This window comes from Brachybacterium sp. AOP24-D1-21, assembly GCF_052378665.1.
Lineage (GTDB): Bacteria > Actinomycetota > Actinomycetes > Actinomycetales > Dermabacteraceae > Brachybacterium.
The window spans coordinates 1,412,939-1,435,013 of sequence record NZ_JBQSXX010000001.1 but is presented as its reverse complement, the minus strand read 5'-3'; the positions used below and the strand labels follow the sequence as shown (position 1 = coordinate 1,435,013).

Here is a 22,075-nt window from a genome sequence, read left to right as displayed (position 1 = left end):
GAACCCTTCGCCAGGGCCGCCTCGTTCCACAGATGAGTCCCGTGCTCGCCCCGTCCTCGCCGGAAAAGGGCCTCTGCCATCGGGGAGCGTCGCCGGGGAACTTCTCAGACCAGCTCGATGCGGGCGTCCTTGTCGTTCATGACGATCACCGGCGTGACGACGGGATATCCGGCGTTCTGGATCGCCGCGAGGTCCGCGCGCAGCAGCGGGGTGCCCGCGCTGACCCGCTCCCCGGAGGCCACGAGCGTCGTGAAGCCCTCGCCCTGCATCTTCACGGTGTCCAGGCCGACGTGGATCAGCACCTCGGTGCCGTCATCGAGGGTCAGGGCGACCGCGTGCCCGGTCGGGAACACGTGCGTCACTGTCCCGGCGGCCGGCGCGACCACCTCTCCGGAGGTGGGTTCGATCGCGACGCCAGGCCCCATGATCTCCTGTGCGAAGGTCGCATCCGGCACCTCCGACAGCGGGATGACGTTCCCGGCCAGGGGCTGGCGCAGACGGACCAGCGTGCTCGCCCGCACCGCGGTCACGGTGCCGCCGGCGCTCTCCACCGCAGCCGCGCCGTCCACGTCGCCGACAGCAGCGACGGCGGCGACGGGCTCGGCCTGACCGGTGATGATCCGCTCCATCGCGTCCTTCACGAACTGGACGCTGGTGCCGTAGATGACCTGGACCGACTGGCCGCCCGGCTTCATCGTCCCGGCAGCGCCGGCACGCTTCAGCGCAGCCTCGTCGACCTTGGAGGTATCGGCGATCTCCATCCGGAGCCGGGTCGCGCAGTTCTCCAGATCCACGATGTTGTCCTTGCCGCCCAGGGCTGCCAGGAACGCGGTTGCGGTGATCGCGTACTTGTCGCCGCCGATGGCGACCCCGCCCTGCTCGTCCTCGAGGAGATCCTCGTCGTCCTCACGGCCGGGGGTCTTCAGGTCGAAGCGCAGGATGATGGCGCGGAAGACGACGAAGTAGACCGCGAACCAGAACACGCCCATCACCGGGATCGCCCACGGGTTCTGGGCCATCGGGTTCACCCAGCCCAGCACGAGGTCGATGAAGCCGCCGGAGAACCCGAAGCCCATCCTCACCGGCAGCAGCGCGCTGATGCCCATGGAGATGCCCGTGAACACGGCGTGGACCAGGTAGAGGCCCGGCGCCAGGAACATGAAGGAGAACTCGAGCGGTTCGGTGACACCGACGAAGAAGGAGGCGATCGCACTGGAGAGCAGCACACCAGCTGCGACCTTGCGTCGCGCGGTCTTCGCGGTCACGTACATCGCCAGCGCCGCACCGGGCAGGCCGAGCATCATGATCGGGAAGAAGCCGGTCATGTACTGGCCGGTGACCCCGTAGGTCCCCTCGGCGTCCAGGAAGTTGCCCAGATCGTTGATCCCGGCGACATCGAACCAGAACACCGAGTTCAGTGCGTGGTGCAGGCCCAGCGGGATCAGCAGGCGGTTGAGGAAGCCGTAGATCCCGACGCCCACGGGACCGAGGGTCAGGATGAACTCACCGAAGCCCACGAGGCCCGAGTACACCAGCGGCCACACGAAGAACAGCACCAGGGCCAAGCCGAGGGAGACGCCGGCGGTGATGATCGCGACCGAGCGGCGGCCCGAGAAGAAGGACAGCGCGTCCGGAAGCTCGGTCTCCTTGAAGTGGTCGTACGCCCAGGCACCGATCAACCCGCAGAGCATGCCCACGAACACATTCTCGAGGTTGGAGAATGCGGGGTTGACCTGTGACTCCTCGATGCCCTTGAACAGGGCCACGTTCGCGGGGGCCAGCAGGGTCGTCACCATCAGCCACGACACCAGACCCGCCAGCGCGGAGGTGCCGTCGGGCTTGGTCGCCATGCCGATGGACACGCCGATCGCGAACAGCAGCGGCAGGTTGTCCAGCAGCGCGCCACCGGCAAGCTTGAGGAACACGCCCGCGAGATTGCCGTCATCGCCGGTCGCGGTCAGGATCCAGTAGCCGAGACCACTGAGGATCGCGGCGACCGGCAGCACGGCCACGGGCAGCATCAGCGATCTGCCCAGGCGTTGGAAGAACTTCATCGGAACCTCTCATGCCGACGGCTCACGCCCGGACGGCAGCGATGCAGAGCCGGGGAGCCGAGGAGTCGGCGTTCGGTGGTGGGGCGAGGACTGCGGGCACGGCCCCGCAGATCGCGACGGAACATATCATCTGGCCGACGGTGTTATGAAGGAATCCTTCACCCCTCGGCGGGATGTGTCCGGATCCTCACTCCCCGTCGGACGGTGTGCCCGGAGAGGCCGACGGTCCCAGCCGCGGCAGCTTCCACGGGGACACCGCCTCGTCCATCCGGTGCATGACCGCGACCTCCGCCTGATGATCGGCGGTGCGCAGCACGGTGACCAGGACGTCGACCACCAGGAGCTGGGCGATCCGGTCCGAGGTGCCGCCCGAGCGCAGCCCCGCCTCGTAGGCGGATGTCCGCAGCACATGGGTGGCGGCGCGCGCCAGTCGGGATTCCGGATCGGAGGTCACCGCGATGACGGGAGTGGCATGGGACCGGCCGACCTCGGCGAGCGAGACGGAGTCCTGGGTATACCCGGTGGTGCTGATGATGACGAGACCGCAGCGTCCCCGGTACCTCGCCAGCAGTGCGGCCGCCAGGTGGCGGTCGGAGGTCGCGGTCGCGCTGACGTCCGCCATCACCAGCTTGGTCGCGAGGTCCTCGGCCACCGGGGCGGACGATGCGAGCGCGTAGACGATCGCGGTACGCGTCTCCCGCAGGATCTCGCACACCGCGCTGATCTCGTCGGGGTCCAGCCCTTCGGCCGTCAGCAGGATCGCGTCCCGGTGGGAGCGGGCGACGACGTCGATGATGGCCCTCGGACCCGCACTCTCATCGATCGTGGCGACGTTCACCGAGGGACGGTCCGCCACACGCGAGAGTGACACGGCGAGACCGGACTTCAGCGCGGGGTACCCGGACAGCCCCACCCGCTCGCACAGACGCGACACGGCGGCTTCCGAGGTCTCGGCGGCATGCGCGAGCTGCGAGGTGGACATGCCCACCACCGCGGAGGGGTACTCCAGGACGTAGTCCGTCACGCGCATGAGCGCGGGGGGCAGCGAGCTCCTCCTCGCACGCAGCAGTGCGAGCACGTCGGAGGGCGGAAGCATCCGCTCAGAGTACCGGGCCGGCGACGGACCCCCGGACAGCAACGACCCCCAGCTGATATCTCAGCTGGGGGTCGTCTATGGGTGGAGACTAGGGGGGTCGAACCCCTGACCTGAAGCTTGCAAAGCTACCGCTCTACCAACTGAGCTAAGTCCCCATATTCGGTTGTCACGATCCTACCGCCGCACGCAGCGGCAGGCCGTGGATCAGGCGCGAGCTGCGGGAGCCGGCTGAGCCTGCTTCGCAGCAGACGCGTCCTGCTCGGCGGAAACGCGCTCCGCCTCGCTCCACAGATCATTGCGGATGCGGTCAGATTCGACCTTCCGCCAGGTGAGGATCCCGGCGATCGACGTCCCGAGAAGGACGACGGCGGCGGTGATGAACTTCTTCATACGTTCCTCCGATCCTCGAAGTGGGCCTAACTGGACTTGAACCAGTGACCTCTGTCTTATCAGGACAGCGCTCTAACCGACTGAGCTATAGGCCCATGGGGGCTGATCTCCGAAGCGTACCGGTGTCAGCCACCGACGGACTACGTTACCGCGACGCAGGCCACCGCGTCCAACCCGTCCGACCGGGTGTTTCCGAGGTCACAGCGGACCCATCGCTGGACCGGTCCGGGCAACGACACCGCACGCCTCGGCGAAATACCTCCAATCCGGTCGCCGTCCGGCTCCGAACTTCCGGCATGACCCCCTTCCGAGGAGGTCCGGTGCTCGGGTCCTCCGAGCTCGACAGCAGGATCACCAAGGAGATCGCCATGAACACTCGCATGATCCTTCCCCGACTCGGGGCACTGGCGGCGACCGTCGCGCTGATGAGCGCATGCTCCGGCGGGATGACCGATGATCCGACCTCTGCCGACGGCGGAGAGCAGCCCGCGTCCACGCAGAGCGAGGACAGCGGGATGACGTCCGACGGCGGCGGAGACATGGACCCCGCGGCGAATCTCGTCGGCGCCGGCTGCGCGGACTATGCCGCGATGGTGCCGGACGGCGCCGGCTCCGTGGAGGGCATGTCCCAGGACCCGCTGAGCGTGGCGGCCTCGAACAACCCGATCCTCACCACCCTGACCTCAGCGGTCTCCGGCGAGCTGAACCCGGACGTGGACCTCGTCGATACCCTCGATGGAGACGAGTTCACCGTGTTCGCGCCGGTGGACGACGCCTTCGCGGCAGTCCCCGAGGCGGACCTGAACGCCCTGGCCGGTGACGCCGAGGGTCTCTCCTCCGTGCTCACCTACCACGTGGTCCCCGGGCAGCTCTCCCCCGACGAGATCGCCGGCACGCACACGACCGTGCAGGGCGAAGAGGTCGAGGTGACCGGCAGCGGCGACGATCTGATGGTCAATGGATCCACCGTGATCTGCGGCGGCGTGAAGACCCAGAACGCGACCGTCTACCTGGTCGATACCGTTCTGATGCCTCCGTCGATGGCGGACGCCAGCTGATATCAGCGCACACTGTGGAGACGCGGTGAGCGGGCGGGAGCATCGACCCGATGACCTCCGCCCGCTCGACCGGTCCTCGAAGGAGCTGTGAATGGTGCACGACCCTCCCGAGACATCAGCCGAGCGACGGCGACCGCCGGAGACCAATAGCGGAAGGTACGTGGCGGAAGCTCCCGCCGCGCCCACTCTCTCCGAGCTGTTGCCCCGCGTCGCTCGGGGTGACGAGGATGCCTTCTCCCGTCTCTACGACGACTCCTCGTCGCTGCTGTTCTCACTGATCAAGCGCGTGGTGAGGGATGTGTCGATCAGCGAAGAAGTGCTCCAGGAGGTGTTCGTGGAGATCTGGAAGCAGGCCCCGCGGTTCGATGCTCGGCGCGGATCCGCCCACGGATGGATCTGCACCATCGCCCACCGCCGCGCGGTGGACACGGTCCGCTCCAGCGCCGCCGCTCGGCGCCGCGACTCCCAGGAGGGGCTGCGGATCATCCAGGACGAAGTCGTCGACGTGCAGGAGGAGGGCATCATGAGGGTCGAGGCACAGCGCGTGCAGGCAGCGATGGGCTCGCTGAGCGGGCTGCAGGCCGATGCGATCCGCCTCGCCTACTTCGGCGGCTACAGCCACACGGAGGTGGCGAAACTTCTGGACATCCCCGTCGGGACGGCCAAAACACGAATCCGGGACGGAATGATCGTCCTCCGCGACAGCCTGGGGGTGACCTCGTGAACGATCAGCAGCATGACATGACTGGTGCCTGGGCGTTGAACGCCCTGGATGCCGAGGAGCGCGCCCTGCTCGAGGAGTTCCTCGCGAAGGATCCCGAGGCCGCGGCCGAGGCACGCTCCTTCGAGGAGACCGCCGGCGAGCTGGCCGGGAGCCTCGAGCGCGAGGCTCCCCGACCCGAGCTCAAGCGCGCACTGATGGCGCAGATCTCCCAGACCCGCCAGCTCTCGCCGGAGCCGGCTGAGGACGTCTCCACAGGCGACAGAGACACAGGCACAGGCACAGGCACAGGCACAGGCACAGCCACGCACTCAGCCGTCGAGCCGGACACCCGCACGGAGAGCGCCTCCGCGGCCGAGCACGACGCTGCGGAGCACAACCCCACTGGGCGCGACGCCGCTGAGCACAACTCTGCCGGGCACGACGCTGCTGTGATCCCCCTGGACCGCTATCGCTCCCGCACTCGCTGGCTCGCCGTCGCGGCCGCGGCGCTGATGGTCACGACGATCGTTGGCTTCGGCCTGTGGGGCACCGAGCGGGGCGCACAGCAGGAGACCCTGGAGGCCCTCGCGGCGATGGAATCCGCACAGGCCGGTGCGGAGCAGGAGAGCCAGCTGGTCTCGACGATCATGGCCTCCTCCGACGCCGCCCACCTCACGGTCCCCTCCCAGCACGGCGGCAGCCTGAACCTCATGTACTCGAAGGATCAGCAGGCCATGATCATCCAGTCCGCCGGACTGCCCGCGCTGCCCGCGGATGAGGACTACCAGCTGTGGGTCATCGAGAGTCCCGAGAGCATCCACAGCGCGGGGACGATCGAGGACCCGGCGACGGCGGTGATGAGGACCGGCGAGATCAGCGAGGGCGCGAGCATCGGCCTGACCATCGAGCCGGCCGGGGGCTCCGACCAGCCGACGATGACCCCGATCGCGATGGGTGTGCTGTGATGTCCGCCGCCACACAGCCCGCCGCTCCTCGCCGGGCCCGACAGCCCCTGTGGTCGATGCTGGCCGGGACCATCTCCGGGGTGGTGCTGGTAGCCGTCGCGGAGCTGGTCTCCCTGGCCTTCAGCTCCTCCTCCGCGCCCTTCGTGGCCGTCGGAGGTGGCTTCGTCGACATCATCCCGCCTGCAGTGAAGGACCTGGTGGTGGGTCTGTTCGGCACCTGGGACAAGGTGGTGCTGTTCGCCTCGATGATCGCCGTGTACCTCGTGCTCACGGCATTGATCGGCCGTCTCGGGGATGCCCGGCCGCGCCTCGCCGCCGGCCTCCTCGCGGTTCTCGGGGTGTTCGCGATGATCATCGTGCTGACCCGCGCGCAGAACTCTGCGCTCGATGTCATCCCCACTCTGCTTGGCACCGTGATCGCCGCGCCCACTCTGCTGTTCCTGCTGCGCACCGTCCACGCCCCCGTCGAGGAGCGCGGCGACGGCTGGACGCGGCGCCGCTCACTGGTGGGCATCGGCGCCGTGGGCGTCCTGGCAGTGATCGCCGCCGCCACCGCCCGCGGGGTGAGCGCGAGCCGTGAGGTGGCTCAGCGTGCGGCGCAGTTCATGCTCCCCGCTCCGCGCACCCCCGCGGACCCGATCCCGGAGGGCGCCCAGGTGAACCTCGAGGGCATGCCGCCCTTCGTCACCCCGAACGGGGACTTCTATCGGATCGACACCGCTCTCGCGGTGCCTCGGGTGGACCCCACCACCTGGCAGCTGCGGATACATGGGCTCGTGGACCGGGAGCTGACGCTGAGCTTCGAGGAGCTGCTCGCGGAGCCCATGATCGACACGAATCTGACGCTGACCTGCGTCTCCAATGCGGTCGGCGGGGATCTCGTGGGCAACGCGATCTGGCTGGGGGTCCCCGTGCGCACATTGCTCGAGCGCGCAGGGGTCAAGGACGGGGCCGACATGGTCCTCTCTCGCTCGATCGACGGGTTCACCGCCTCCACCCCTCTCGAGGCGCTCACCGACTCCCGCGACTCGCTGATCGCGGTGGGCATGAACGGCGAGCCGCTGCCTGCGGAGCACGGCTATCCGGTGCGGATGGTGGTGCCGGGCCTGTACGGCTACGTCTCCGCGACCAAATGGCTCACCGAGCTCAAGGTCACCCGTTTCGCGGACGACGTCGCCTACTGGTCCACCCGTGGCTGGTCCGAGCGCGGGCCGATCAAGATCGCCTCCCGCGTGGACGTTCCCCGCTCCTTCGGGGATCTCCGCCCCGACGCCAGCGGTGCCGTGATGCTCGGCGGCACCGCCTGGGCTCAGCAGCGCGGCATCGCGGCGGTCGAGGTACGGATCGACGACGGCGACTGGCGCGCGGCCGAGCTCGGCGCGGAAGTCTCCGAGGACACCTGGGTCCAGTGGTCCCTGCGCTGGGAGGATGCGTCCCCCGGCGACCACAGCATCATGGTCCGCGCGACCGACGGCGAGGGCGAGGTGCAGACCGAGGAGCGGGCGAACCCCGCACCCGACGGGTCCAGCGGCTGGCACACGGTGCGCTGCACCGTGGTCTGAGCGCGGCACCGTGGCCTGAGCGGCTTCGTGGCCTGCGCGGCACCCACGGGCAGGCGCCTCTCAGCGAGTCAGCCGCCTCTCAGCGGGGCAGGCCGTCGCCCACGACCAGCTCGTGCACCGTGACCAGCTCATGGAGCGCCTCCGGGGACGCGGCCAGCGCTGCGCACACCTCAGCGGCTTCGCCGTGGGTCAGCGGATCTCCGGTGAGCCCGACCAGTTCGTCGAACATCTCCTGCTGGCGATGGCGCAGCGGGATCGGCTGCTCCTCCCGGGCGATCACGCCCCAGAGCGAGGCGTAGACATCGAAATGTGCAGGCCTCACACCGGTGGCAAGGGTGAGGGGGAAGTCGTCGGTGGACAGCCGCACCCGGTCGTAGTTCGGCTCGGTGGCGTCGACGACCTCGAGCTGTTCGTCGTCGAACCAGGTTGCGACGAGCTCCATCCGCTCCCCTGGGGCGAGGTACGGGGCTGCGGGCACATACCCCGGTGCAGCGGTGTGGGCGACGTGCCCGACGGCGAGGTTGTGCACGGTGCATCGCACGAACGGCGTGGTCGCCGGGATGCGGCGGCCGGAGCGGTGGTATTTGCGGGCGATCGTCTGCGGGGTCTGGTTGGAGCCGACGGCCACCACCAGGGTGCGCTCGGCCAGCGGGGCCACCCCGTCGGCGGCGAGGGCCTGCTCGATCGCCGCGGTGTCGATGAGCGCCTCCTCGAGCTGCTCGCTCGGGGCGTCCACGCCGCCGCTCGGATCCAGCTCCACGACGCCCTCGCTCCGCAGCAGGGCCGAGCGCACGGCCGGACCGAGCCACGGGTAGTCCTCGGGAGCGGCAGAGGGAGCAGCGACGGCGGTCATCGTGGAGGAAGACATCCTTCGACCATAGCGAGGTCTGTGCACCCCGCCCAGGGAACCGCGATCACCCTCACGCCCGTCGCAGAGATGGTCCGCAGAGCAGGACACCTGGGACACACGGCGCCCGAGCACCCACACTTCTTCCCATGGTCACGCCTCCCCAGCTCCCCTCCGGCTACGAGTTCTCCACGGATTCCGGGCGGATCGACGCGGTGCGCGTGCACCAGCTGCTGCTCGAGCACGCGCACTGGGCGCAGGGCCGTGACCGGGAGACTCAGGAGGCGATCATCGCCGGGTCCCGGAACTACGGGATCTACCAGGGGCGCACCGGTGACCAGGTCGCCTACGCCCGAGTCGTCACCGACGGGGTGACCTTCGCCTGGCTCGCCGACGTGGTCGTGGATCCCGCCCACCGCAGGTGCGGCCTGGGCGCGGCGATCGTCGACGGCGTGCTCGAGGACCTCGCACCCCTGGGCCTCACGAGGGTCGTGCTGAAAGCCTCCGCCGAGGCCCGAGTGCTCTACGAACGCGCCGGCTGGACTCCCCTCGACGGCCCCGAGGACTGGATGGAGCGCCGCCGAGGTTGAGAGCGAGGTTGAGAGCCGGGCCTACCCTGGCACCATGAGCGAACAGCGTGCGATCGACGCCCTGGAGGCTTCCGGCCTCACCTACGAGATCACCCGGCACGGCCGGGTGGGCTCCCTCGCCGAGGCGGCGGCCGCTCGCGGGGTGGAGCCTCGCGACATCATCAAGACCCTCGTGGTGCGTCGCGGCGAGGGGGACTTCCTGTTCGTGCTGGTCCCGGGTGATCGTGAGATCTCCTGGCCGAAGCTGCGGGCGCTGCTGGGGGTGAACCGGTTGTCGATGCCGGACAAGGACGTCGCCCAGGAGGTCACCGGCTATGAGCGCGGCACCATCACACCCTTCGGGTCGATCACCGCCTGGCCCGTGATCGCCGACATGGACCTCACCGGTGACCCACAGCGCACGATCTCCCTCGGTGCCGGCGCCCACGGGGTCGCGGTCACTGTTCCCGCCGAGGCGGCACTCTCCCACCTCGCCGCCCAGCTCGCCGACATCACCGACCTCACCGACCCTCAGGGCGCCTGAGCCACCGGTCTCACGCGGGGCCCGCCATGAGCCTCACTCGTCGGTGAAGGTCATCTTCAATCCACCCAGCAGCGCCGCCACCAGGTTGTAGAGGAAGGCCAGCAGGGTGCCGAGGGCGGTGATGATCACGACGTTCACCACCGCGACGATGGTGCCGTAGCTGGTCATCTTCGAGAAGCTGAAGAACTCCATGAAGGGCAGCGGATCGCCGCCGTTCAGGGAGCGACCCAGCTCTTCGATCTGGTCCCACATGCCGATCGCCTCGACCAGGTTCCACAGCAGCACCACGGCGACCACGGTCGCGATGCCGATGGCGATCGCGGCCAGGAACGACAGCTTCATCACCGAGAACGGGTCGAGCCGGGCCAGGGTCAGGCGCACACGGCGGGGGCCGCGACGTTCCTTCTCCGCCGGATTCGCGATCCCACTGGTCTTCTTCGGGCTGCGGCTCGCGCCCTTGGCCGCGGAGCCACGGCCCGCACCCATCGGGGACTCGGCCGGCGAGGACGTGTCCTCGAAGGCCGGGAGCTTGGTGGTGGACTCGGCCGGGCTGGGGGACCCGGAGGCTGTCCTGGACTCACTGGTGCTCACGGGTCACTCCTGGTTCGGGTCGGCGTCGCCCTGCGGCGACTGGTCGGACTCGTCAGAGCCTAGAACATCAGCCTCGTCGGCCACACCCTCGGGCGCGCCCTGCGAGGAGATCTCCACAGCATCCTCGCCTGCGCCGTCGACAGCGCCCTCGGCCACCTCAGCAGCCTCGGCAACTCCAGCTGCGTCGGTGCTCACGTCGGCGTCGATGATCTCGGGTGCCTCGGCGTCCTCGTCGTCGACCTCGGTCTCCTGGCCGGTGGTGACCAGCAGGATGCGGTCGCCCTTGTCGGGCTTGGCGAAGACGACGCCCATGGTGGTGCGGCCCTTGGCCGGGACCTCGGCGACCTTGGAGCGGACCACGCGGCCGCGCTCCATGACCACCAGCAGCTCGTCGGACTCCTCGACGACGGCGGCACCGACGAGGTGGCCGCGGTCGTCGGGCAGCTTCGCGACCCGGATGCCCAGGCCGCCACGACCCTGCAGGCGGTACTCGTCGACGCTGGTGCGCTTGGCGAAGCCGCCGTCGGTCACGGTGACCACGAAGGTGTCCGGACGCACCACGTCCATGGCCAGCAGCTGGTCGTCATGGCGGAACTTCATGCCGGTGACGCCGCTGGTGGCGCGGCCCGTCGGGCGCATCGTGCCGTCATCCGCAGGCATCCGCACGGACTGGCCGTTGCGGGAGACCAGCAGGATCTCGTCGTCGGCGTTCACGGCGCGGGCCGCGATCACGCGGTCCGGGCGGGTGCCGTCGACGCCGTCGACCTCGCGCAGGTTGATCGCGATGATGCCGCCGGTGCGGTTCGAGTCGAAGGCAGACATAGCCGTCTTCTTGACCAGGCCCGACTCGGTCGCGAGCACGAGGTACTGGGCGTCCTCGTAGCTGTCGATCGCGAGCACCGAGGCGATGTGCTCGTCCGGCTGGAAGGCCATCAGGTTCGCGACGTGCTGGCCCTTCGCGTCCCGCGGCGCCTCGGGCAGCTCGTAGCCCTTGGAGCGGTAGACACGGCCCTGGTTGGTGAAGAACAGCAGCCAGCGGTGCGTGGTCGTAGTGAAGAAGTGCTCGACCACGTCGTCCTCGCGCAGCGACGCGCCGCGGACCCCCTTGCCGCCCCGCTTCTGGGCGCGGTACTGGTCCTCACGGGTGCGCTTGACGTAGCCGCCGCGCGTGATGGTGACGACCACATCCTCCTCGGGGATCAGGTCCTCCATCGCCATGTCTCCGGCGAAGGGGAGGATCTGGGTGCGACGGTCATCGCCGTAGCGGTCCACGATCTCGGCGAGCTCCTCGGAGACGATCTCGCGCTGCCGCACGGGCGAGGCCAGGATCGCGGTGTACTCCTCGATCAGGGCCTGCAGCTTGTCGTGCTCCTCGATGATCTTCTGGCGCTCCAGGGCGGCCAGGCGGCGCAGCTGCATCGCGAGGATCGCATTGGCCTGGATCTCGTCGATCTCGAGCAGATTCATCAGGCCCGTGCGCGCCTCATCGACGTCCGGGGAGCGGCGGATCAGCGCGATGACCTCGTCGAGCGCGTCGAGCGCCTTGAGGTAGCCGCGGAAGACGTGGATCTGCTCCTCGGCCTTGCGCAGGCGGAACTTCGTGCGGCGCACGATGACGTCGATCTGGTGCTTGGTCCACTCGCGCACGAAGGAGTCGATCGACAGGGTGCGGGGCACCCCGTTCGCAAGCGCCAGCATGTTCGCGGAGAAGTTCTCCTGCAGCTGGGTGTGCTTGAAGAGGTTGTTCAGCACCACCTTCGCGACGGCGTCGCGCTTGAGGGTGATGACCAGACGCTGGCCGGTGCGGCCGGAGGTCTCGTCGGTGATGTCGGCGATGCCCTGGATTTTGCCGAGCTTGACCATCTCGGCGATCTTCCGCGCAAGATTGTCGGGGTTGACCTGGTAGGGCAGTTCGGTGACCACGAGGGACATCCGGCCGTTGATCTCCTCGGTGGAGACCACGGCGCGCTGGGTGATGGAGCCACGGCCGGTGCGGTAGGCATCCTCGATGCCGGAGGTGCCCACGATGGTGGCGCCGGAGGGGAAGTCGGGGCCCTTGATCAGGCGCAGGCAGGCCTCGAGCAGCTCAGGCTTGGTGGCCTCGTGGTTGGTCAGCAGCCACTGCACGGCCTCGGCGACCTCGCGCAGGTTGTGCGGCGGGATGTTCGTGGCCATGCCGACGGCGATCCCGGAAGAGCCGTTGACCAGCAGGTTCGGGAAGCGGGCGGGCAGCACGGTGGGCTCGTCGACGGTGTTGTCGTAGTTGCCCTGCATGTCGACCGTCTCCTGGTCGATGTCGCGCACCAGCTCGAGGGCCAGCGGGGCCATCTTGCACTCGGTGTACCGGGGGGCGGCGGCGCCGTCATCACCGGCGGAGCCGAAGTTGCCCTGGCCCAGGATCAGCGGATAGCGCAGCGACCAGGGCTGCACCAGGCGCACCATGGCGTCGTAGATGGCGCTGTCGCCGTGGGGGTGGTAGTTGCCCATGACCTCGCCGACGACCTTCGCGGACTTCGAGAAGGAGCGGTCGGGCCGGTAGCCGCCGTCGTACATCGCGTAGACGATGCGGCGGTGGACGGGCTTGAGACCGTCGCGGACGTCCGGCAGAGCGCGCGAGACGATGACGCTCATCGCGTAGTCGAGGTAGGAGCGCTGCATCTCCTGATTCAGATCGACCTGCGTGATGCGGTCGACCTCGTGCTCGTCCAGCGGATCCACCAGGGTGACCGTGCGCGAGGCGGCCTCCTCGGCGGAGATCTCGTGGGCGCCCTCGGGCGTCTCCTGGCCACCGATGCCGGCGCTCTGCGCGGGGGTGGTCTCATAGCCCGAGGTCTGCTCCGGGCTCGGGTCCTGGTCGGGGCGCGGGGTCTCGTCTGGGTTCTGCGGGGTGTCACTCATGGGGCACAGGGCCTTTCCGGTGGGGCCGATGGGTCAGGGGCTCCCGGGGGCGCACGGCGGGCCGGCGCCGCCCCGGGGGCCGACGATCAGATGTCGAGGAAGCGGACGTCCTTGGCGTTCTCCTGGATGAAGCGGCGCCGGGACTCGACGTCATCCCCCATCAGGACGGAGAAGATGGTGTCCGCATCGGCGGCCTCATCGACCGTGACCTGCTTCAGCGTGCGCGTGTTGGTGTCCATGGTGGTGGACTGGAGTTCCTTCCAGTCCATCTCGCCCAGACCCTTGTAGCGCTGGATGCCGTTGTCCCGGGGGATCCGACGGCCCGCCGCGCGGCCCGCCTCGAGACGCTCGTCCCGCTCGACGTCGCTGAAGACGTACTCGTGCGGGGCGTTGGACCACTTCAGGCGGAACAGCGGCGGCATCGCGATGAACACATGGCCCAGCTCGATCAGCGGTCGCATGTAGCGGAACAGGAGCGTCAGCAGCAGGGTGCAGATGTGCTGGCCGTCGACGTCGGCATCCGCCATCAGGATGATCTTGTGGTACCTCAGCTTGGTGGCGTCGAAGTCCTCGCCGATGCCGGTGCCGAAGGCGGTGATCAGGGACCTGACCTCCTGGTTGTCCAGGGCCCGGTCCAGACGCGCCTTCTCGACGTTCAGGATCTTTCCGCGGATGGGCAGGATCGCCTGGGTGCGCGGATCCCGGCCCATCACGGCCGAGCCGCCGGCGGAGTCGCCCTCGACGATGAAGATCTCGGACTCGGCGGGGTTGCGCGAGGCGCAGTCGCGCAGCTTGCCGGGCATGCCGCCGGTCTCCAGCGGGGACTTGCGACGGGTGGCGTCGCGGGCCTTGCGGGCCGCCTCGCGGGCGGCCGCGGCGGCCTGGCCCTTCATGACGATGGACTTGGCCTCCTGCGGATGGGAGACGAACCAGTCCTGCAGCTGATCGGTCATCACCTTGACCATGAAGGTGCGGGCGATGGTGTTGCCGAGCTTGGTCTTGGTCTGGCCCTCGAACTGCGGCTCGCCGAGCTTCACGGAGATGACCGCGGTCAGACCCTCGCGGATGTCCTCGCCGGTGAGGTTGGCGTCCTTCTCCTTGAGCAGGCCCTGGGCGCGGCCGTAGCGGTTCACGATCGAGGTGAGCGAGGAGCGGAAGCCCTCCTCGTGGGTGCCGCCCTCGTGGGTGTTGATCGTGTTGGCGTAGGTGTGCACCGACTCCGAGTAGGCGCCGGTCCACTGCATCGCGACCTCGACGCTGATGTGCGCGTCGGTGTCCTCGGACTCGAAGGAGATGATGTCGGGGTGGATCACCTCGGCCCGCTTGGAGGTGTTGATGAACTCGACGAAGTCCTGCAGGCCGCGCTCGTAGTGGTACGAGATGGTGCGGGGGCCCTTGTCCTTCTCGGCGCCCTCCGCCTCGAGCTCGACGTCGACGATGTCGTCCTCGCCGTCGTCTCCCTGTTCCGGGAGGCGCTCGTCGGTCAGGGTGATGCGCAGTCCCTTGTTCAGGAACGCCATCTGCTGGAACCGCTTGCGCAGCGTCTCGAAGTCGTAGACGGTCTCGTCGAAGATCTCGTCGTCGGCCCAGAAGCTGATGGTGGTGCCGGTCTCGGTGGCCTCCTCGCCCTTCTCGAGCGGGGCCAGCGGGACGCCGCGGCTGTACGCCTGGCGCCAGACGTGACCCTGGCGGCGGATCTCGACCTCCATCCGGATGGACAGGGCGTTGACCACGGAGGAGCCGACGCCGTGCAGACCGCCGGAGACCGCATAGCCGCCGCCGCCGAACTTGCCGCCGGCGTGCAGGACGGTGAGCACGAGCTCGACCGCAGGCTTGCCCTCGGTGGGGTGCATGTCCACCGGGATGCCGCGGGCGTGGTCCACCACGCGCACGCCGCCGTCGGCCAGCAGCGTGACCTCGATGGTGTCGCCGTGACCGGCCATCGCCTCGTCCACCGAGTTGTCGACGATCTCCTGGACCATGTGGTGCAGGCCGCGCTCACCAGTGGAGCCGATGTACATGCCCGGACGCTTGCGGACCGCCTCGAGGCCCTCGAGGACCGTGATGTCCGAGGCCTCGTAGTGCTCGGGCGCACGGGCCGCACGCTCTCCGGCGGTGGGCTCCGTCGAGCCGGACTCGACCGGCACGGCACCCTCGCCCGGCACGGGGGTTGGGTCCGTCGTGCCCACGGGCACGTCCTGATCGGGCATGGGGCGGTCGCTGTCGCTCACCTGATGTGGCTCCTCGCAGTCCAGGGTCCCTCGGTCGGGAGAGCGCCGAGGGTGGTTCAGCAGACCAGGCGGACGGGACCGCCGACTCTTCGCACAGGCGGCCCACTGATGCCCGCGCGCGTGCGCGCGTGAGACATCCGTAGGCCACGGCGATCGAGCCGACAGCATCGAGTCCACGAGGACGTCGGAGGACGTCGGCCGAACCTCCCTGATTCTAGCGGAAATCGTCTCCTGAACCTATTCTCATGGCCAGTTCTGTGGACAACGTGACCCGGAACGGCCCTCAGATGGCCTGGAACCCCCTCGATTTCGACATCAACCTCCGTGGGACGGGGTCCCGTACCCCTCCCCGGGTCCTGTCGCGGCACAGGGGCGCCTGGCGTGCTCGCACCAGACGCCCCGATAGCCTCGGGCTCGCGGGAGCTCCCCTCAGCCTCGCGGGAGCTCCGAGGAGGCTCCGGCGCCGCTCCCGTTCAGCTCTCTCAGCACGCTCGCGGTGATCAGAGCAGCGGCCACCGCCTCGTAGCCCTTGTCCTCGCGCGAGTCCGCAAGCCCCGCCCGATCGAGCGCCTGCTCCTCGTCGTCGCAGGTCAGGAGGCCGAATCCGATCGGCACGCCGTGATCCAGGGCGACCCGGTTCAGGCCGTCCGTCGCCGCGGAGCACACATACTCGAAGTGCGGGGTGCCGCCGCGGATCACGACGCCGAGCGCCACGACCGCGTCGTGCTCGCGGGCCAGGGCGTCCGCGATCACCGGCAGCTCGAAGGAGCCGGGGGCGCGCACGACGGTCGGGGCGGTGATGCCGGCTTCGGCGGCGCCTCGCAGAGCGCCGGCGAGCAGTCCGTCCATGACCTGCTCATGCCAGGACGCCGCGACGATCGCGAGCCGGGTGGTGGGCTGGTGGGGGACCTGGGTGGTGGGGCTTCCGTGGCCGCTCATGCGGTCTCTCCTTCGAGGTGGGTGGTGGGGAGGTCGGGGAGATCGCGGAGGCGATGTCCCAGTCGGTCCCGCTTGGTGGTCAGATAGGTGAGGTTCTCAGGGGTCGGATGGGTGGTGAGGTCGGTGGTGCCGGCGACCTCGACGCCCCCGCCCACCAGGGCGTGGGCCTTCTCGGGGTTGTGGGTGAGCAGCTCGACGGCGCGCACCCCGAGGTGGGCGAGGATGCCGGGGACCGCGGCGAAGGAGCGGGCGTCCACCGGCAGGCCGAGGTCGAGGTTCGCGTCGACGGTGTCCCGCCCTGCGTCCTGCAGGGCGTAGGCGCGCAGCTTCTCGACCAGGCCGATGCCGCGGCCCTCATGGCCGCGCAGCAGGATCAGCACCCCTCGCCCGGCCGCGTCGATGCGGGCCAGGGACTCCTGCAGCTGGGGACCGCAGTCGCAGCGGCGGGAGCCGAAGACATCCCCGGTGACGCATTCGGAGTGCACCCGGGTGAGCACCGGGCCACCGGCGGTGACGTCTCCGCGCACCAGCACCAGGTGCTCGGCGGTGCCCTCGCGCACGGCGAGCGCCTGGAAGGTGCCGTGAGGGGTGGGCAGCGGGACCGGCGCCGTGATCTCGAGGGCCGGCTGATCCTCCCGCCTGCGGTATGCGGCGAGGTGCTCGATCGAGATCATCGCCAGGCCGTGCTCGTCGGCGAACTCGCGCAGGGCGGGGCCGCGCATCATCTCGCCGTCGTCGTGGACGAGCTCGACGATCATCCCCACCGCGGGCAGGCCGGCGAGGCGGGTGAGGTCGACGGCCGCCTCGGTGTGGCCGCGACGTTCGAGCACGCCGCCGGGCTTCGCGCGCAGAGGGAGCACGTGACCGGGACGGATGAGGTCTCCGGGCACGGTGTCCGCTCCGGCGAGGACCCGGAGGGTGCGGGCACGGTCGGAGGCGCTGATGCCGGTGGTCACGCCCTCGCTAGCGTCGACGCTCACGGTGTAGGCGGTGCGCAGCGGGTCGGCGTTCTCCCGCACCATGAGCGGCAGCTCGAGGGCGTCGGCCCGCTCTCCGCTCATCGGGGCGCACAGCAGACCGCTCGAGTGGCGCACGGCGAAGCCGATCAGGGCGGGGGTCGCGGCGGAGGCGGCCAGGATCAGGTCGCCCTCGTTCTCGCGGTCCTCGTCGTCGACGACGACCACGGCGTGACCGGCGGCGATCGCGGCGATCGCCTCCTCGACGGGATCCAGGCGCAGGGCGGTCATCGGGTCTCCTCAGTGGTGGGCAGCAGGCTTGCGGTGAGCTTCTCGACGTACTTCGCCAGCACGTCCACCTCGAGGTTCACGCGGTCGCCGACGTCGCGGCCACCGAGGGTGGTGCGGGCGAGGGTCTCGGGGACCAGGCCGATCGTGACCTGGTCTCCCTCGATCTCGGCGACGGTGAGGCTCACGCCGTCCACGGCGAGGGAGCCCTTCGCCACGACGTAACGCGCCAGACCGGCAGGCAGCGCGAGGTGCAGCAGGGTGGTCCCCTCCGCCTCCTCACGCCCGCTGACCTCGCCGACGCCGTCGACGTGGCCCTGCACGATGTGGCCGTCCAGGCGGCCGCCCGCCCGCACGCATCGCTCGAGATTCACGCGGTGCCCGGGCGCGAGGTCGCCGAGGGAGGTCGCGGCGAGGGTGGTGGAGATGACGTCCGCGCTCCAGAGCTCGCCCTCGTGCGCGGTCACGGTCAGGCAGCAGCCGTTCACGGCGATCGAGTCGCCGAGGGCGATGCCGTCGAGCACGTGCGGGGAACGGATCTGCAGGCGGGTGGGATCGGCGCCCGGGGTGAGCGACTCGACGGTGCCGAGCTCTTCGATGATGCCGGTGAACATGAGGGTCCTTCCAGGTCAGGCGGGATGGGTAAGGCGGTGGGGACCAGACAGTGGGGATCAGACGGTGCGAATCTGACGGTGCGGTTCAGGCGATGCGGTTCAGGTGTCGCACGTCAGACGGCGCTAGTTGGCTGGTGGAGAGGGCCGGATGCGGGGGCGGAGGGTGAGGCGCAGATCCGTCGGCCCCTCCGGTGAGGGCAGCGGAGAGACGTCGACCAGGTCGAGGTCGAGCCGGTCGGTGAGGGTGGTGATGGAGAGGTCCGCGACGGCGGGGCGGCCGGCCCCGAGCAGCGTCGGGGCGAGGTGGAGGATCAGCTCATCCACCAGGCCCTCCCGCAGGAAGGCGGCCGCGAGGATGGGCCCTCCTTCGAGCAGCACATGCCGGGCACCGCGATCGAACAGCTCCGCGAGGGCGGCCGACGGGTCGCGGGTGAGCAGCCGGATCTCCTCGCCGGCACCGTCGATGGCGGGCAGCGTGGGCGCCTCGCCGATGCCCATCACGGCCCGCAGCGGCTGTCGCGGATGCAGTGTCCCGTCGGGCCGACGGGCCGTGAGGGCTGGGTGGTCGATCCGGGCCGTGCCGGTGCCCACCAGCACGGTGTCGCAGGTGGTGCGCAGGAGGTGGACCTCTTCGCGGGCTGCCGGGCCGGTGATCCACTGGCTGGTGCCGTCGGCGGCGGCCGCGCGGCCATCGAGGGTGAGGGCGATCTTGGCGGTGACCAGGGGACGCTCGTGCCGCAGTCCGTGTTCCCAGCCTCGGTTGAGGGCTGCCGCAGCGCCGGCGAGATCGTCCGGTACGTCGAGCACGACGTCGATCCCGGCCTCGCGCAGGCGCTGGATGCCGCCGCTCGCAACGGGGTTCGGATCGCGGCGGGCGATGATCACCCGGTGGATGCCGGCCTCGATCAGCGCCTCGGCGCAGGGGCCGGTGCGGCCCACATGGTTGCAGGGCTCGAGGGTGACCACGGCGGTCGCACCGGTCACGGGGACGGTCGCGCGGGAGAGGGCGTCGGCCTCGGCGTGCGGGGTGCCGGCGCCTCGATGGTGACCCTCGGCGAGGACCTCTCCGGCGGGGCTCAGCAGCACACAGCCCACTCGGGGGTTCGGGCCCAGGGGCACCGCGGGATCGGCCGCGATCTCGAGGGCTCGGCGCAGCGCCTGCCGCTCGGCATCCTCCAGCATGGTCTCTCCTCCCGTCCGCTGCTCGCGGTCCCGGAGGGAGAGGAAGGGTGTCCGGAGACGACGTCACCCAGGGGTCACCGTACGGCGCACCGAGGTGCGCGATGGCGGATCGCCCGGGGACATCGTTCGCGTGCGCTTCCCATCCGGACTCTTACCGTCGGTCCAGGAGTTTCACCTGGTCAGCCGAGGGCCAGAGGCCATCGGGTCGCGGACTATCACCGCCGGCTCGGAATTTCACCGACCCCAGTGCACGCGAGCTTCATCAGCTCGTCAGGAGCCACCGTAGCAGGGCGCCGCCGGGAGATGACGGGGCGTGAACTGCGCATCACATCAGCCGGGACATCGTCCCCGTCCCTCACAGCATGTCGATCAGGCACTGCCTCATCCGCTGATCTCCTGCCGTTCGTCCCTCACAGCACGTCGATCAGCCGTAGGTGTCCCGGGGGCCGCGCCAGGTCACGGTGCGGCGGCCCTTCTTCCAGGTGCGCTCGGCCGCGGCGGGACCGGTCACCTTCAGCTCGGAGATCACATGGGAGCCCACATGCTCCTCGATCGTGGTGATCAGCTGGGGAGTGAGCATCCGCAGCTGCGAGGCCCAGGCAGAGGAGGACGCGCTGACCACCAGCACACCGTCGTCGAGGGACACCGGGCGGCAGTGGGTGGCGAGCCGTTCGCCGACGATCTCGTCCCACTCCTCGAGCACCCGCCCGGCGTTCATCCCCGCATTCCAGCCGAGGTTTCCCAGCACCTTCTTCAGCACGTTCTCGATCCCCTGCGGATCGCGCGGGTCGGGCCGGGATCCAGAATAGCCTGGGGCCCGGCCGGAACGGTCTCGCACGTCCCTGGCCTGCGTCTTCGCGGAGATGGGGAACAGTCCGCGGTCCCGAGCCGCGGCCCGAGAGCGGTTCACCGTGCGCCGGGCGAGCTCGAAGGGATCCTGCGGGGTGGGAAGCTGCGGCGGATCGAAGAGCACCTCGACGGCAGCGCCAGAGCGGCTCGCATAATCGTCGGCGGTGTGGTCGTCGGCGTCGTACGGATCGAACGAGCGGATGCTCGGCTCGAATCCAGATGCACGATCCGGCTCGTGGTCCGGCATCCGGCGGACCTCCGGGCGGTCACGACCCGGCCGGGTCGCGGACTGATCCGCCGCAGATCGCCGCGCGGGCGGAGGCGTGGATCCGCGCTCAGTCTCGGCGGCTGAGCTGTTCCCGCCGGACCAGGTGCCCAGGTCATAGGGGTTCGCGAGGCGGGGACGGGCAGTTCCGTCACCGCGGCCAGCACCGCCTTTTCGGCTCGTTCCACCGGCACGGCCCGTCACAGCCCGCCGCCGTTCTGACGTGGCACTGCCTCTCCCAGGCTCACCTCGACCACGTGGATCTCGCCGTCCAGAGAATCTGGGATGTCGGAATCGTTGGCGGTGGTGATCAGCACCTGGGAGGCACCGGTGACGATCCGACCCAGCCGCTCGCGGCGATAGGCGTCGAGCTCGCTGAACACGTCATCGAGGATCAGGATCGGCTCGCCGTCACCGAGATCCCCTTCCTCGAGACGCAGCAGATCGTAGGAGGCCAGCCTCAGGGCGAGGGCGAGCGACCAGGACTCGCCATGGCTCGCATAGCCCTTGGCCGGGAACTCGTGCAACCGGATCTCCATGTCGTCGCGGTGGGGTCCGGTGAGGGTGGCCCCGCGATCGATCTCCTCGTCGTGCCGGGCGGCGAGCATCTCCAGCATCCGGTCGTGGATCTCGCGCGTGGCGGGGAGGGTGCCCGGCAGGGTGCCCAGGCCGTCGAGCACCTCGGAGCGGTAGAGGATGTCCGCCGGGGAACTGACCTCGCCCCGCTGATCAGGAGGGAGATCCAGCGCCTGGTCTGCGCCTTCGTCGGTGGCGACGCGCAGGTACGAGTAGCCGAGGTGGGGGCGCAGGCGGTTGACCAGATGGAGGCGGGCGCGCAGCAGCTCCGCGCCATGGCGGGCGAGCTGCTGGTCCCAGACCTCGAGGGTCGAGGCAGCGGTGTCTGCGGGATCCAGCCCGCCGACGCTGCGGCCGCTTCCGCCGCGGCGCATCGACCGCATCTGCTTGAGCAGGTTGCCGCGCTGTTTGAGCACCCGGTCGTAATCGGCCTTGACCGAGGCGTAGCGCGGGGCGATGACGAACAGCAGCTCATCGAGGAATCGGCGGCGGCCTTCGGGATCGGCCTTCACCAGGCCCAGGTCCTCGGGGGCGAAGAGCACCGCCCGGACCTCGCCGAGCAGATCGCGCAGGCGGGAGATGTTCTGTCCCTGCCGCCGTGCCCGGTTGGACTTGCCTGGCGTGATCTCGAGGTCGATCTGGAGCGGCCGACCCGCACGCAGGAAACTCGCACGGATGATCGCGGTGCTCTCGCCGCGGTGGACGAGGGCGGCGTCGTGCGGGACCCGATGGCTGGACAGGGTCGCGAGGTACCACAGGGCCTCGACGATGTTGGTCTTGCCCTGCCCGTTCTTCCCCACCAGCACGGTGATGCCGGGCTGAACCGGCAGGGAGAGCCGCTGGTAGGAGCGGTAATCGGTGAGTTCGAGCGAGGTCAGCTGCACGGAGGGAGCACTCC

19 protein-coding genes, 2 tRNA genes and 1 riboswitch are annotated in these 22,075 nt (G+C 69.6%); of the genes, 6 read left to right on the top strand and 15 right to left on the bottom strand.

Annotated features, from left to right (window positions below; translation table 11 throughout):
• Positions 1-104: 104 nt before the first annotated feature.
• The 5 genes from nagE to ACT3UF_RS06420 all read right to left on the bottom strand — a co-directional run bounded on the left by nagE (position 105) and on the right by ACT3UF_RS06420 (position 3,635).
• Positions 105-2,054, bottom strand: a complete 1,950-nt coding sequence (gene nagE, locus ACT3UF_RS06440) for an N-acetylglucosamine-specific PTS transporter subunit IIBC (protein ID WP_441445966.1) — start codon at positions 2,052-2,054, stop codon at positions 105-107.
• A gap of 187 nt (positions 2,055-2,241) precedes the next feature.
• Positions 2,242-3,150 carry a MurR/RpiR family transcriptional regulator gene (locus ACT3UF_RS06435; protein ID WP_441445967.1) on the bottom strand — a complete coding sequence of 303 codons (909 nt, stop codon included), beginning with the start codon at positions 3,148-3,150 and terminating at the stop codon, positions 2,242-2,244.
• An 82-nt stretch (positions 3,151-3,232) separates the two neighbouring features.
• A tRNA-Ala gene (locus tag ACT3UF_RS06430) sits at positions 3,233-3,305 on the bottom strand.
• A gap of 49 nt (positions 3,306-3,354) precedes the next feature.
• Complete coding sequence (locus tag ACT3UF_RS06425) at positions 3,355-3,540, bottom strand: DLW-39 family protein (protein ID WP_441444919.1); 186 nt, start codon at positions 3,538-3,540, stop codon at positions 3,355-3,357.
• Between the two features lie 21 nt (positions 3,541-3,561).
• Positions 3,562-3,635, bottom strand: a tRNA-Ile gene (locus ACT3UF_RS06420).
• Positions 3,636-3,908: 273 nt separating this feature from the next.
• Here ACT3UF_RS06420 and ACT3UF_RS06415 point away from each other — a divergent pair.
• The 4 genes from ACT3UF_RS06415 (at position 3,909) to ACT3UF_RS06400 (ending at position 7,828) form a co-directional block, all read left to right on the top strand.
• Positions 3,909-4,598, top strand: a complete 690-nt coding sequence (locus ACT3UF_RS06415) for a fasciclin domain-containing protein (RefSeq protein WP_441444918.1) — start codon at positions 3,909-3,911, stop codon at positions 4,596-4,598.
• A 160-nt stretch (positions 4,599-4,758) separates the two neighbouring features.
• Positions 4,759-5,322 carry a sigma-70 family RNA polymerase sigma factor gene (locus ACT3UF_RS06410; RefSeq protein WP_441444917.1) on the top strand — a complete coding sequence of 188 codons (564 nt, stop codon included), beginning with the start codon at positions 4,759-4,761 and terminating at the stop codon, positions 5,320-5,322.
• On the top strand, positions 5,319-6,266 hold the full coding sequence (locus ACT3UF_RS06405) for an anti-sigma factor (RefSeq protein WP_441444916.1): 948 nt from the start codon (positions 5,319-5,321) through the stop codon (positions 6,264-6,266). The genes ACT3UF_RS06410 and ACT3UF_RS06405 overlap by 4 nt, the downstream gene beginning before the upstream one ends.
• Positions 6,266-7,828: a molybdopterin-dependent oxidoreductase gene (locus ACT3UF_RS06400; protein ID WP_441444915.1), complete on the top strand. Its 1,563-nt coding sequence runs from the start codon at positions 6,266-6,268 to the stop codon at positions 7,826-7,828. Before ACT3UF_RS06405 ends, ACT3UF_RS06400 begins: the two co-directional genes overlap by 1 nt.
• Positions 7,829-7,907: 79 nt before the next feature.
• Here the strand turns inward: ACT3UF_RS06400 and ACT3UF_RS06395 are convergent, their stop codons facing one another.
• Positions 7,908-8,696 (bottom strand): hypothetical protein, encoded by a 789-nt coding sequence (locus tag ACT3UF_RS06395; RefSeq protein WP_441444914.1) that lies wholly within the window; start codon positions 8,694-8,696, stop codon positions 7,908-7,910.
• Between the two features lie 128 nt (positions 8,697-8,824).
• Between ACT3UF_RS06395 and ACT3UF_RS06390 the strand changes: the two genes are divergently transcribed.
• Together ACT3UF_RS06390 and ACT3UF_RS06385 are read left to right on the top strand one after the other, a co-directional pair.
• Complete coding sequence (locus tag ACT3UF_RS06390) at positions 8,825-9,265, top strand: GNAT family N-acetyltransferase (RefSeq protein WP_441444913.1); 441 nt, start codon at positions 8,825-8,827, stop codon at positions 9,263-9,265.
• 34 nt (positions 9,266-9,299) lie between these two features.
• Positions 9,300-9,788: an aminoacyl-tRNA deacylase gene (locus tag ACT3UF_RS06385; RefSeq protein WP_442332270.1), complete on the top strand. Its 489-nt coding sequence runs from the start codon at positions 9,300-9,302 to the stop codon at positions 9,786-9,788.
• Positions 9,789-9,821: 33 nt separating this feature from the next.
• On the opposite strand, the gene ACT3UF_RS06380 is transcribed toward ACT3UF_RS06385, so the two are convergent.
• From ACT3UF_RS06380 to recF, 9 genes are all read right to left on the bottom strand, one after another.
• Positions 9,822-10,379 (bottom strand): DUF3566 domain-containing protein, encoded by a 558-nt coding sequence (locus ACT3UF_RS06380; RefSeq protein ID WP_441444911.1) that lies wholly within the window; start codon positions 10,377-10,379, stop codon positions 9,822-9,824.
• A 3-nt stretch (positions 10,380-10,382) separates the two neighbouring features.
• Positions 10,383-13,277 (bottom strand): DNA gyrase subunit A, encoded by a 2,895-nt coding sequence (gene gyrA / locus ACT3UF_RS06375; RefSeq protein WP_444608171.1) that lies wholly within the window; start codon positions 13,275-13,277, stop codon positions 10,383-10,385.
• 86 nt (positions 13,278-13,363) lie between these two features.
• The gene (gyrB, locus tag ACT3UF_RS06370) at positions 13,364-15,508 is read right to left on the bottom strand and encodes a DNA topoisomerase (ATP-hydrolyzing) subunit B (RefSeq protein ID WP_444598855.1); all 2,145 of its coding nucleotides are present in this window, start codon (positions 15,506-15,508) and stop codon (positions 13,364-13,366) included.
• Positions 15,509-15,937: 429 nt separating this feature from the next.
• A complete protein-coding gene (ribH, locus tag ACT3UF_RS06365; protein ID WP_444598854.1) occupies positions 15,938-16,447 on the bottom strand; it encodes a 6,7-dimethyl-8-ribityllumazine synthase in 510 nt (169 codons plus the stop codon).
• Positions 16,444-17,694, bottom strand: a complete 1,251-nt coding sequence (locus ACT3UF_RS06360; RefSeq protein ID WP_441444907.1) for a bifunctional 3,4-dihydroxy-2-butanone-4-phosphate synthase/GTP cyclohydrolase II — start codon at positions 17,692-17,694, stop codon at positions 16,444-16,446. Before ACT3UF_RS06360 ends, ribH begins: the two co-directional genes overlap by 4 nt.
• Positions 17,691-18,305 carry a riboflavin synthase gene (locus ACT3UF_RS06355; RefSeq protein WP_444598853.1) on the bottom strand — a complete coding sequence of 205 codons (615 nt, stop codon included), beginning with the start codon at positions 18,303-18,305 and terminating at the stop codon, positions 17,691-17,693. Before ACT3UF_RS06355 ends, ACT3UF_RS06360 begins: the two co-directional genes overlap by 4 nt.
• 123 nt (positions 18,306-18,428) lie before the next feature.
• Positions 18,429-19,487: a bifunctional diaminohydroxyphosphoribosylaminopyrimidine deaminase/5-amino-6-(5-phosphoribosylamino)uracil reductase RibD gene (gene ribD / locus ACT3UF_RS06350; protein WP_444598852.1), complete on the bottom strand. Its 1,059-nt coding sequence runs from the start codon at positions 19,485-19,487 to the stop codon at positions 18,429-18,431.
• Between the two features lie 126 nt (positions 19,488-19,613).
• Positions 19,614-19,743: riboswitch (FMN riboswitch) on the bottom strand.
• A 168-nt stretch (positions 19,744-19,911) separates the two neighbouring features.
• The gene (locus ACT3UF_RS06345; protein ID WP_442332265.1) at positions 19,912-20,583 is read right to left on the bottom strand and encodes a DciA family protein; all 672 of its coding nucleotides are present in this window, start codon (positions 20,581-20,583) and stop codon (positions 19,912-19,914) included.
• Between the two features lie 218 nt (positions 20,584-20,801).
• Complete coding sequence (gene recF / locus ACT3UF_RS06340; protein WP_441444903.1) at positions 20,802-22,061, bottom strand: DNA replication/repair protein RecF; 1,260 nt, start codon at positions 22,059-22,061, stop codon at positions 20,802-20,804.
• Between the last annotated feature and the right edge of the window lie 14 nt (positions 22,062-22,075).